The 12,091-nt window shown below is 42.0% G+C and carries 9 protein-coding genes; 3 read left to right on the top strand and 6 right to left on the bottom strand.

All coding sequences use genetic code 11. From position 1 onward, the window contains the following. Positions 1-282: 282 nt before the first annotated feature. The 4 genes from F824_RS0121740 to F824_RS0121715 all read right to left on the bottom strand — a co-directional run bounded on the left by F824_RS0121740 (position 283) and on the right by F824_RS0121715 (position 5,778). Complete coding sequence (locus F824_RS0121740) at positions 283-984, bottom strand: TetR/AcrR family transcriptional regulator (RefSeq protein WP_019600056.1); 702 nt, start codon at positions 982-984, stop codon at positions 283-285. 223 nt (positions 985-1,207) lie between these two features. Then, on the bottom strand, positions 1,208-2,503 hold the full coding sequence (gene tyrS / locus F824_RS0121730; RefSeq protein ID WP_019600054.1) for a tyrosine--tRNA ligase: 1,296 nt from the start codon (positions 2,501-2,503) through the stop codon (positions 1,208-1,210). 385 nt (positions 2,504-2,888) lie between these two features. Continuing rightward, positions 2,889-4,733 (bottom strand): gamma-glutamyltransferase family protein, encoded by a 1,845-nt coding sequence (locus tag F824_RS0121720; protein WP_019600052.1) that lies wholly within the window; start codon positions 4,731-4,733, stop codon positions 2,889-2,891. Between the two features lies 1 nt (position 4,734). After that, positions 4,735-5,778 (bottom strand): carboxypeptidase-like regulatory domain-containing protein, encoded by a 1,044-nt coding sequence (locus tag F824_RS0121715; RefSeq protein WP_019600051.1) that lies wholly within the window; start codon positions 5,776-5,778, stop codon positions 4,735-4,737. Between the two features lie 499 nt (positions 5,779-6,277). Between F824_RS0121715 and F824_RS0121705 the strand changes: the two genes are divergently transcribed. Next, positions 6,278-7,819 (top strand): DEAD/DEAH box helicase, encoded by a 1,542-nt coding sequence (locus F824_RS0121705; RefSeq protein ID WP_019600049.1) that lies wholly within the window; start codon positions 6,278-6,280, stop codon positions 7,817-7,819. A gap of 120 nt (positions 7,820-7,939) precedes the next feature. Here F824_RS0121705 and F824_RS28155 read toward each other — a convergent pair whose 3' ends face one another. Both F824_RS28155 and F824_RS28150 read right to left on the bottom strand, forming a co-directional pair. Further along, on the bottom strand, positions 7,940-8,437 hold the full coding sequence (locus F824_RS28155) for a serine hydrolase domain-containing protein (protein ID WP_019600048.1): 498 nt from the start codon (positions 8,435-8,437) through the stop codon (positions 7,940-7,942). 78 nt (positions 8,438-8,515) lie between these two features. Continuing rightward, positions 8,516-9,235 carry a serine hydrolase gene (locus tag F824_RS28150; protein ID WP_019600047.1) on the bottom strand — a complete coding sequence of 240 codons (720 nt, stop codon included), beginning with the start codon at positions 9,233-9,235 and terminating at the stop codon, positions 8,516-8,518. A gap of 166 nt (positions 9,236-9,401) precedes the next feature. On the opposite strand from F824_RS28150, the gene F824_RS0121695 reads away from it, so the two are divergent. Then, complete coding sequence (locus tag F824_RS0121695) at positions 9,402-10,652, top strand: protoporphyrinogen/coproporphyrinogen oxidase (RefSeq protein WP_019600046.1); 1,251 nt, start codon at positions 9,402-9,404, stop codon at positions 10,650-10,652. Continuing rightward, positions 10,653-12,038: an NAD(P)H-binding protein gene (locus tag F824_RS0121690; protein ID WP_019600045.1), complete on the top strand. Its 1,386-nt coding sequence runs from the start codon at positions 10,653-10,655 to the stop codon at positions 12,036-12,038. It abuts the gene before it with no gap. Positions 12,039-12,091 lie beyond the last annotated feature (53 nt).

Here is a 12,091-nt window from a genome sequence, read left to right as displayed (position 1 = left end):
ACAACTTTAAGTTTTAATCTACAAAATTTTACGGATTAATTTGCATTGAAACATAAATTCAGTAAAAAAAACCTGTTCATTCTTTGTTTTGAAAAATTAAATTTTTTAAATCGGTGTTGTGCATGACAAATCCATTCGATTCTAAAAACGATTCATTATCAGCCAGTTGGTCACCGTTTTTGACTTCACCACATCTGGTTTGAATTCCAGAAATTTGGTTGGATTTTCAAATTCAAATTCCCTACAGCTGAACTCCGAAAGTCTATCTCAAAAATCCAAGTGTTAAAATAAACTTCCTTGTACGATTTGTGGCCTTTGGGCTTGAATGGTCCCTTTGAGCATATCTTGCATCAATTTGATAAAGCCTGGTTTCCAGTTGTCGATATTGATCTTGATTTCTTTTCCCTCATAAGTCACGGGGCCTATCAATCTTTCGTATCCGATCATCATGCTCCAAAGCGTGTAAAAAGTGATGTCTGGCTGCAATTCTGGACGGATGCTGCCATCTTTGATTCCTTGAGAAACTATTTGTATCCCGATTTTCCCTGAATCATGGTGGATTTCCAAGAGTTTTTGGAAATGGACACTTTCCAATATAAGGGGATCGATGTTGCTCCTTAAACTTTCGTCATTATAGAGATTCATGATGCCCATAAAATTCAAAATACAAGCATAGTACATTTTGTTTTCTTGGGTAAAATCAATGTACTTCAAAACGAGTTCATTGATCATTTCCATCCCCGATCTTCCCTTTACTTTGTTTACCTCTTTAAAAATGCCTTTGAGGTTTTCAAAAGCCAATTTGGTGACAGCCATGTAAAGATCTTCTTTGTTTTTGAAATAAAAATAGGTCAGTCCTTTGGATATCTTTGCGCCCTTCGCCACCTCATCCATTTTGGTTTGATGAAACCCCTTTGAAATAAACAGTTTGATGGCCGATTCTAAAATGACTTTTTCCTTTTGTTGCCTTTCTTGTGCTCCCATGGTTCAATTGGATTCGAATGTTATTCAAATATATTAAATCTTGGTCAGAAAATTCAATGTGAGGATTATATTTGGACCAAACTACTGATTTCTAGACTGAAAATATTAAGCTTTCATTTTGTCAATTTTCTGATTTGCCTTTTGCAAAAAAGGCAAGCACGGAATTTTTTTTAAAATTCCGTGCTTGCCAAGGTGAAATGGGTTTGAATAGAAATTCTACAACCTATTTTTTTATTTGAATGATAAAGTAATGTTTTTTACCTTTTTGAACCAAAAGGTATTGATGCTGAAGTAATTCAAAAGTCAAGGGAGCATTTGGATCAGTGATTTTTTGCTTGTTGATGCTGACTCCACCACCTAAAATCATTTTCCTTCCTTCTCCCTTGGAAGGGAAAATCAAGCCTTTTGATTTTTCGCTCAAGAGATCCAGAACATTTTCAATAGACTCAAATTCTTCCATATCAATCTCCACCAAAGGAACGCCTTCAAACACCTGCAAGAATGTTCGCTCATCCAGTTCGGCCAAGTCTTCCGTGGAAGATTTCCCAAAAAGGATTTCAGAGGCTTTGATGGCCATGAGGTATTCTTTTTCGCTGTGGACCATCGTGGTCACGGCCTTGGCGATTTCTTTTTGCAAAATCCTCAAGTGGGGCGCTTGAAGATGCTCTTTTTCCAGTTTTTCTACGGTTTCCTGATCCAGCGTGGTGAAAATCCGAATATATTTGGAAGCATCCTCATCGGACACATTCAACCAGAATTGGTAGAATGCATAGGGAGAAGTCTTTTCTGAATCCAACCAAACCGAACCGCTTTCTGTCTTCCCAAATTTGGTTCCATCTGCTTTGGTAATCAAAGGTACCGTCAATGCATACGCATTTCCCCGTCCCATTTTCCGAATCAATTCGGTTCCTGTCAGGATATTTCCCCATTGGTCAGATCCGCCCAATTGTATGCTGACGTTCATGTTTTTCCAAAGATGGAAAAAATCATACCCTTGGATCAACTGGTAGGAGAATTCGGTGAAGGAAAGACCATTTCCATCTTCCAGTCTTCTTTTGACCGAATCTTTGGCCATCATGTAATTGACCGTAATGTGTTTGCCCACGTCCCTGATGAATTCCAAGAACGAAAACTGCGACATCCAGTCATAGTTGTTGACCAATGCGGCTTTGTTTTTCGACTCGGTTTCGAAATCGAGGAATTTCCCCAACTGACCTTTAATGCAGGCTACATTGTGGTCCAAGGTAGCCTTATCCAGTAGATTCCTTTCGTCTGATTTGAAACTTGGATCACCTATCATTCCTGTTGCCCCACCGACTAGGGCAAAGGGTTTGTGCCCAGCTCTCTGAAAATGCAGGAGGGTCATCACGCCCACCAAATGACCAATATGCAAAGAATCAGCGGTTGGGTCGAATCCAAGATAGGCCGAAGACATGCCTTTATTCAAGTGTTCTTCGATATCCGGTGACATATCCTGGAGCATTCCCCTCCATCTCAATTCTTCGATAAAATTATTCATGTGCGTCGCTTTAATTTTCAAAGCTGCAAATATAGGTTTTCTGACTAGAAGTTGGAAGAAAAATTAAGGACGTCACAAAGCTTGAACCTTCTTCAAAACTGAAAGGCAAGGGCTTAAACCCGTAATATGCAATAGGTTTTCAAATGGGATTGAAGCTGAAAGAAAATCAGAATATTGGGAGCATAAATCCCGATACCAATAAGAGGAAGTTAAAAACAATAATTAACTGATTGATTATCGGTTAATTGTAATATTGAATTGAGTTCGCAATGCATAAAACGGGTTAAAATTGAAAGAAATCCAAGTTTTTTTCAAGCGGCATAAAAAAAGCATTCCCAGAAATCTTCTGGAAATGCTTTTGATCAAGGTTGGATTTGAAATCAAATCACCAAGCGATACCATAATCTTCCCCATGATTGCTCGAACCACCCCAGAAAGTGCCATGTTTCCAGTCGAACCAAATGGCATTCAAGGGACCTGATGTCCTCTCCAAAAAGTCCATTTTGTAGCCCCTTTTTTTCAAATCACCTCTGATCCAGGAAGGGATTTGGGTGTTGAGCGTAATCGCCCCAGGCTTGCTTTCGTGTGCTCCAAATGAGGATTGCATCTGGTAACTGTTGAAATTCGCCGCTTCGGCCGCCTCTTGCACGGTCATGTCGAATTCAACCACGTTGAGAAACATTTGCAAAAGATTTTGATCCTGGGTGTCTCCTGCCTGCACTGCGAAGGAGAAATAAGGTTTTCCATCCTTTAAAGCCATGCTCGGCGTTAAGGTGACCCGAGGTCTTTTTCCTGGCTCCAATACATTGAAGGGATTCAATTTCTCATCCAAAACGAAACTTTGCATTCTTTGGCTCAATCCAACACCGGTATTTCCGGCGATGGTGGCGGGAACCCAGCCACCTGATGGGGTCACGGAAACTACCCATCCTTCTGCGTCGGCAGTTTGGATGGAAGTGGTGCCTGCCAAGAAACTCTCCAAAAAGGGATCGTCTGGACCAAGGATCGCAGTGCCGTGATTGTTATAGGCAATAACTTCATTTTGCTTTTCAAGCAGGTGCAGAAATGGGTTTTTTTCTCCCTGAAAAGGGTAGGGGTCACCTGGGCCTATTTCGGGATCATTGATGGGTTTGATCAGTTTTGCCCTTTCTCTTGCATATTCTTTGGATAATAGGCCTTTCATCGGACTTTTGGGTTCAAAAGCCGGATCTCCATAATAAAAATCCCTATCCGCAAAAGCCAAATTCATCGCTTGGTAAACAGTATGGATATAATTGGCCGAATTGTAACCCATTGACTTCAAGTCAAAATTTTCCAATATATTTAGGGATTGAAGCATGGCGGGACCCTGTGTCCACTCTTGAAGCTTATACACATCAATTCCTCGGTAATTGACCTGAAGGGGTTCTTCTATTTTCACCTTCCATTTTGCGAGATCTTCCATCGTAAATAGTCCTCCTTGTTCCCGGGTTCCACGCACGATTTCTTCAGCGATATCTCCTGTATAAAAACGGGCGTAGGCGGCATAAATGGCTTCCTTTCGGTTTTTTCCCTGGGCCAATGCTTCTTTCTCGGCATCCACCAGTTTCTTCAAGGTTTGAAAAAGGTCTTCCTGTACGAATACTTCACCCGGGTATGGAGCTTCTCTTTCTTCTCCCAGGTGCGGCAAAAACACTTTTTTGGAGTAAGGCCATTCTTTGATGAGGTGTTTTTGGTTTTCAATGATAGTGGCCGTTTGTGCCTCGATGGGATATCCTTTGGCCATTTCCATGGCTGGAGCCAAGACTTCAGCCAAACTGAGCGTTCCATATTCCGCCAACATGGTCATCAATCCTCCCGGGGTTCCCGGTGTGGTAGCGGCCAATGGCCCAAATTCCGGTGGATAGGCCATGTCTTTTTCCTTGAAAAATTCAGGGGTTGCACCGGTTGGTGCCACGCCCATGGCATTGATGGCGATGACTTTTTTGGTTTTTGGATTGTAAATTAGGGCTTGGGTTTCACCACCCCAACTTAAGACATCCCACATGGTGCAATTGGCGGCAAGGATGCCACAGGCAGCATCAACGGCATTCCCGCCTTTGTTGAAGATCATGGACCCGGCAGTGGCAGCAAGTGGTTTTCCAGTGATGGCCATCCAGTGTTTTCCATGTAGGGGAGGTTTCTGGGTGGTCTGGCCCACAGCAAGGGTTCCGCTTAGGGTCAAGGTGATGAGCAGTATTAATTTTCTCATATTATTGGTTTTCGGTGGGTTTGGGCATCAGGGGTTCAAAGCCTTCAAAAAGGCTGTTGTACTTCGTGAAAAGCACAAAAAGACTTGATGTTTCCTTAAGGTTGACTTTATTTTGCGAAGCGAAGGCTGTCATTTCCGATGCCTTTTCTCCAAAAACAGGCATGAGATTTTTTTTGTTTTTGGGGATTTCGATAAGGTTTTTTCCCTGTATATAATAATAGGTGTCTCTTTTTAAAATTTGATCGTCCTTTTCGCCGATCATCAATGCGGTGTTGTAGTTGGATTCTTTGATGATTGCCTTGGTGCGTCTTACCAAAGGCATTTCTCCATCGACCAAGACCTCAAAAAACCCGGAGATGGGAGTTCCATCTTCTTTCAGGTCCATTCCGTTTACAAAATAACGGGGGATTTTATGCTGGGCATCGATCCATACAATGTTCCGGATCTTTAGACCTGGGATAATCCTCACCTGATCAGAATCTGCCGCCCTGATTTCAAACATGTTGGAGTTGATGTTGTACCGTACAAAAAAGCCCTCCATGACCTCCATCTTGTCATACAAAAGAATGGAAGCTTTGCTCCAATTGGGATCCAAATAGAAATCACCAATTAATTTTTTTGGTTCTGAAGGAATGCCATAAACGGCGTTTCCGCCCAGAAAATTGGGTCTATTGATAAACAATTCTGCCACATTGGTGGCCCGAATGGTTTTTTGGAGGGCTCCGGATGGTGCTTCATAGCCCATTGGAAACAATGTGATGGTCCCTAAGGACAAATCTTCTTTTACGTTGATTTGGGCTTGATAAGACTGGAATCCTTCCGCATTGATGTTGAGGACAAATTTCTCCATTTTTACCTTTTCGATCGCAAATTCTCCGTTGGATTTGGATACTGCTGAGAAAGCTGTTCCCTTCAGGGTAATTGCAGCTCCTTGGATCATTTCGCTGGTCAAGCCATTCTTCAAAGATCCTTTGATACTGAATTGTTGTGCAACCAATCCCTGGCTTATTAAAAAAAAGAAGGCAAATGCATACCGTATTTTCATTTTCTTGTTGTTGATGAATACAAATTTAACTTGAAACCAATTGATAAACTTAAGGTAAGAAAGGGAATGTTTTGTAATATGGCCCCTAAGTCATACATTTATAAATATAATGATTGATGCTTAATTTCTCCATAATTTACTGATGTACCTAATTTTTCTTTATTTAATGAGCGGGATTTACATCTTTGCTGGAATAATGCACTTTGTTAGGCCACGAATGTATCTGAGAATTATCCCGCCTTATCTTCCTTATCCCAAATTGCTCAATGCACTTTCCGGTGCTTTTGAAATTCTTTTTGGGATTGGGTTGTTATTTGAGAATACGCGGTCAATCTCGGCCTTTGGAATCATCTTGCTTCTTTTGGCTGTTTTTCCCGCAAATCTCTACATGTACCAGAGGGGGGCCAAAGGAATTCCCAAGTGGGCATTATTATTACGATTACCCCTGCAATTTCTTTTGATTGTTTGGGCTTATTCTTACACTTAAACAACAATTACATTGAATTTCAATAGTTTTAATTTTGAATCCGCACTGAAGGAAGGTCTGGATGCAATGGGTTTTGAAAAACCCACTCCAATCCAGGAATTGGCGATCCCAGTCATCATGGGAGGCAAAGACCTTATCGCATGTGCACAGACAGGAACGGGAAAAACAGCCGCTTTTATTTTGCCTGTTTTGAACAAAATAGCCAAAAGTGGTGCACCAAATCTCAATACACTTGTTCTGGCACCCACCAGAGAACTTGCCATACAAATAGATCAACAGATACAGGGATTTGCCTATTTCCTCGGAATATCTGCCATTTCCATATATGGTGGTGGAGACGGAATCGTCTGGGAGCAGCAAAAAAAGGCACTTGAAGAAGGGGCCGAAATAGTCGTAGCGACTCCTGGTAGGCTTATCGCTTTGTTGGCAGGAGGAAAGATCAAGCTGGACAGTCTTGAACATTTGATATTGGACGAAGCCGACAGGATGATGGACATGGGATTTTCTGAAGATATTCTCAAGATTGTGAATTATCTTCCCAAGAACAGGCAGACCATACTTTTTTCAGCAACCATGCCTTCCAAAATCAGGCAGTTTGCAAAACAAATCCTCCAAGATCCGGAAGAAATCAGCATAGCACTTGGAAAGACCGCGGCAGGAGTTACCCAGTCTGCTTATGTGGTTTACAATACCCAAAAAGAAGAATTGGTAAAGCATATCCTCAAACAGAGAGATTATGAAGCGGTCATTATTTTCTGTTCCACTAAAGACAAGGTGAAAAGCTTGTTCAAAATCTTGAAAAAGGATTTTGAAGTAGAAGCATTTCACTCTGATTTAGAGCAAGTTGAACGTGAAAAAATCATGTCAAGGTTTAAGAACAGAACCCTGAAAATTCTTGTGGGAACAGATATTATATCCAGAGGAATCGATGTGGTCGGAATTGAATTGGTTATCAATTTTGACACTCCAAATGACCCTGAGGATTATGTGCACAGAGTCGGTCGTACAGCCAGAGCGGATAGCAAAGGGGAAGCGATTACCTTTATCAATGAAAAAGACCAGTTCAAGTTTTCGAGCATTGAAAACCTGATTGGCATGGAAGTAACAAAACTGCCTTTGCCAAAGGGATTCGAAGAAGGGCCAACTTATTCGGCAGGAGGGGGGAAACCAAAAGGAGGTTTTGACAAGCCAAAATCAGGTGCCAAAAAGAAATTCCCGAGTAAATCCGGCGGTTCAAAATCCGGTGAAAGAACAACAAGTTCAGGAGAAAGACCCCAAAGACAGGAAGCGAGAAGCCCAAGGACAGAAGAAAGAAGCCCAAGGTCAGAGGAAAAAAGAGAAGGTACAGAGGAAAGAACCCAAAGGCCGAGAGCCAATGTGGAAATTGCCCAGCAAACTCCGGCCATTGAAAAAGCCAAAGAGGTGAAATCAGAAGAAAGGACCTTTAAAACAAGGGCGAATTCAGAGACCCTTCCAGAACCAAAACAACAGGAAAAGCCAAAGAGCGAATCCAAATTTGGAACAAGGACGAACGTAATCAAAGATCAGGAATAGTAATTTTAATACCTGACAGCAAGCCTTATATGACACGAAGCTTTAATTCGTAATCCAATTACGATAAAGCTTTTTGTCATGAGAGGTATCTGTTAGAATTCACTTTTTCGCCTTCATTGATTATTTGGGAAGGCTTTCTAATATCAACTTGATCAAATCTGCTTTTTTATCATTTTTGATCCATCTGGTGACGACCACAAGATCGTTTTCCTCATCCACATACACCATATTCGTTCCCGCACCGAGGTGGAAAAATGCTTTTTCAGGAGCAGCAGGGATTTCCTTCTTGTCTGTGTTTAGGAAATAATTCATGAATCCATAGTTGGGTTGCACTGGACTGGGTACTCTTGATTTTTCGATCCATTGTGGAGAAATGACTTGTACGCCGTTCCAATTGCCTTTGCGCAAAGTCATGTACCCAAATCGGGCTTGATCCATGGCACTGATAAAAAGCCCACCACCCCAGTGGGAACCACCACTGACAGATTGCATGATCTGCCCATCCAGGATAACAAATGAATTTTCATAACCAGTCCATCTCCATGTGGGACTTGCACCGATTTTATCCATGACATTTTCCCTCAAGACCACGGGCAAGGGTTTTCTCCAGACATTCATGATTGCCAATGCAAGGACATTGACTCTGGTATCGTTGTATTTGTAGTAAAATCTAAGTTGTTTGTCACCAAGTGAGTTTTAAACATTGACTCTGGTATCGTTGTATTTGTAGACCGTTCCTGGTTCATTCCTTTCCCGGGTAAGCCACTCTTCCGAGTTACCCTGAGGTCTATCCGCCCAATCAGGTTTCCCCCAAAGTGTTCCTTCCCAGTCTGAAGTTTGGCGCAAGAGATGCTCCCATGTGATTTTTTTGTTGTGGGGAGTGGCGAAAAGGTCAAACACATCCTCTACCATCAAATGATCGGATTTATTCATCAGGGCTTTGTTTGGATCGTAAGGAATGATTGGACCAATGTAGGGATGGACCAAATCCTTTTCACTATGGATCAATCCTTTTTCCACAGCCAATCCAACAGTGGTGGACAAAATGCTTTTTGCCACGCTGAAAGTCAAATCCACTCTCTCTGTGTCTCCCCATTTTCCAATGATATACCCTTTGTAAATGATCAGCCCGGCAGCTGAACCCCTGTCTTTCATGGGACCCACAGGAAATCCGAGGGGCTCTCTTCCAAATGCGCTTTGGTAATGGGCCAATTTCAGGTTTTTGTCCGCATCACTTTCGTTGTCGATGGCAAATTGGACGGCTTCATTGATTTTGGAAGCACTGACTTTCAGTTCTGCAGGTCTTTTTTCTTCCCAAGAGCCCATTGGAGGAAAGTAGAGATTTTGTTGTCCCTGCAAATCAGGAGAAAGCGAAATCAGGAAAGAAATAAGAAGTAGCCGAAAGGTGAATCTCATGGAGAAATGGGTTTGATTGGGTTTAAATTACAAATTTCTTTGCGTCATCAAAAAGTAAATTACAGGATTAGGCAATAAAATCCTTAATTGGTACCATAGAAAAAGTTAAATTGAATCTTTAAACAATTTCATTGGATATTGGTCTTTTAAATAAACAAACTACATCATGAGTGAAACAAAGGTTTATATTGTTGGTGCAGGGATTTCGGGACTGATCGCCGCATATGAATTGGAAAGAGCGGGAATTTCTCCTGTAATACTGGAGGCTTCTGATGGCGTTGGGGGTAGGGTGAGAACGGATGACGTGAATGGATTTCTTTTGGACAGGGGTTTTCAAGTACTTTTGACGGCTTATCCTGAAGCCATTCGCTATTTGGATTATCAGGAATTACACCTCAAAACCTTTGCTCCGGGAGCGGTGGTGATGAAACCCGGAAATCTATTCACCATTCATGACCCCTTGCGGCAGCCTTCAAAGGTTATCAACATGGCATTTTCTCCCGTGGGAACCCTGAAAGACAAAATCAAGATTTTCCTATTGACCCAATCCCTCAAGAAGAAAAGCGAGGAAGAGATTTTTGCAGAGCCTTCTATGAGCACCTTGAAGTTTCTTCAACAATATGGTTTTTCAGAAAAAATCATAGAAAATTTCTTCAAGCCATTTTTCAAAGGTATTTTTTTGGAAGAAAATCTAGAGACATCATCTAGGATGTTCAAGTTTGTTTTCAAGATGTTCGGTATCGGCAATGCAGCAGTCCCTGAGTTGGGAATGCAGGCCATTCCGAACCAATTGTCCCAAAAACTGCAAAAAACCACGATCAAGCTGAATACCCCTGTCGAAAAAATAGAAGGAAATCAGATCATATTGAAATCAGGGGAAAGGATATTGGCCGATAAAATAATCATTGCCACTAGACCCGATTTGTTGCTGCCACAGTTGTCCGGGCAATTCAAGCCAGACAGGAAAGTTATCAACCTTTATTTCTCACTGGAAAAATCATTTATGATTTCTCCAATGATTGCCCTTGTGCCGTATGAAAGCTTTTTGAGCAATAATTTGGTTTTTATGACCGATGTGAGCCCTGCCTATTCCAAGGAAGGAAAAGCGTTGCTTTCCGTCTCGGTCATCAAAAATGTGGGTGTCGATGATTCCCTAGCCAAAAAAATAGCAATTGAAATGGAAGCCTTAACAGGAATCAAGTCGGAACATTTCAAATGGATAAAAACCTATGAAATCCAAGAAGCGCTGCCGGATCTGGATGACCTCCAGAATAGTATTCCCTTCAGCAATACCAAAATAATGGACGGCGTGTTTTTGGCGGGAGATTACTTGCTGAATGGCTCCATCAATGCGGCGATGACCTCCGGAAGAAAGGCCGCAGAAGCTTGTTTATACAGTTTACAAAACCCACATTAATTGAAAAAGTCAGTCGCAATAGCAGGTGCAGGTGGATATATCGGAAAATGGTTTATTGACCAATTTAAGGACAAGTACCACATCGTAGCCCTAAGCAGAAGAGAAATCGATGTCAACCCGGACCCAGATGTGGAATGGAGACAAGTCGAACTCTATTCGATCACTTCGACCACCAAAGCATTGGAGGGGGTGGATTTTGCGATCTATCTCATTCACTCCATGAGCGCTTCCACTCGGTTGAACCAAGGGAATTTTGAAGATACGGATCTTTTGTTGGCGGACAATTTTGCCCGGGCTGCCGAAAGCAATGGCATCAAACAAATTCTGTATATGGGAGGCATCCTTCCCAAAGAGGTTTTGGAAGAAAACATGTCTGTCCATTTGAGAAGTCGATTGGAAGTTGAAAAAACTTTGGGCAATAGAAAACCGGCACTTACCGCATTGCGGGCTGGAATTATTGTTGGCCCAGGAGGTTCTTCCTTCGACATGATCAGGAATCTTGTCAAAAAACTCCCCATTTTGGTCTGTCCGGCCTGGACCAATTCTAAAACCCAACCCATTTCACTTAAAGATACGCTTACCATCATGGATGCCTGTCTTGGAAATGAAAATGTTTATGGGAAATCCTTTGAAATCGGAAGTCCCCAGGTGATGACCTACAAGGAAATGCTGATTCAAACGGCAGAAGTGATGGGCAAAAAGCGATGGATTTTCTCGGTGCCTCTCCTTTCAATTGGTTTTTCGAAACTTTGGGTGAGTTACTTTGGAAATAGTCCTACAAAACTGGTTTATCCCTTGGTTGAAAGTCTCAAGCATACCCTGACTGTGTCGGAGGAACTGAAATTTGAGGAGAAGGAAATTGATTATCTCAGTTATAAGGAAAGTGTGGCGGTGGCTTTGGATCCGAGCAACAAAGTTTCGAAATCTCCAACCTTTAAAAGAGACACTGCCGTTAAAAATACGGTTAGGAGTATCCAACGCTTGCCAAATGCCAGAAGAAAAAGTTCACTTTGGGTAGCCAACAGGTATAAACTTTGGTTGCCGATTTACTTTCGCTTTTTGATCAAGGCCAAGGAAAACGAGAATGGCGACCTTGGATTCTATTTGTTAAACAGCTCCAAGCCCATGTTGCAGTTGACATGGATCCCAGACAGAAGTGATGTCGAGCGGCAATTGTTTTATATCACGGGAGGCTGGCTGGTCAAACGTTTTGATTATGGCTGGTTGGAATTCAGGGAGGTTTTGGGAGGAAAATACATCATTTCTGCTATTCATGAATTTGTCCCCAGATTGCCTTGGTTGCTCTATTTGAACACGCAGGCCAGGTTGCATCTTTTTGTGATGAACAGTTTCAAAAAATATTTGGTCAAACTTAGGGAGTATTGACGATATTCGGAGCTTGCTTGGATGAAGTGCAGGTTCCAATCGAAATCCCAAAC

The sequence above is a fragment of the Rhodonellum psychrophilum GCM71 = DSM 17998 genome, assembly GCF_000381545.1.
GTDB classification, from domain to species: Bacteria; Bacteroidota; Bacteroidia; order Cytophagales; family Cyclobacteriaceae; genus Rhodonellum; species Rhodonellum psychrophilum.
The sequence above is the reverse complement of the archived record's forward strand: the minus strand, read 5'-3'. Positions and strand labels throughout refer to the sequence as shown.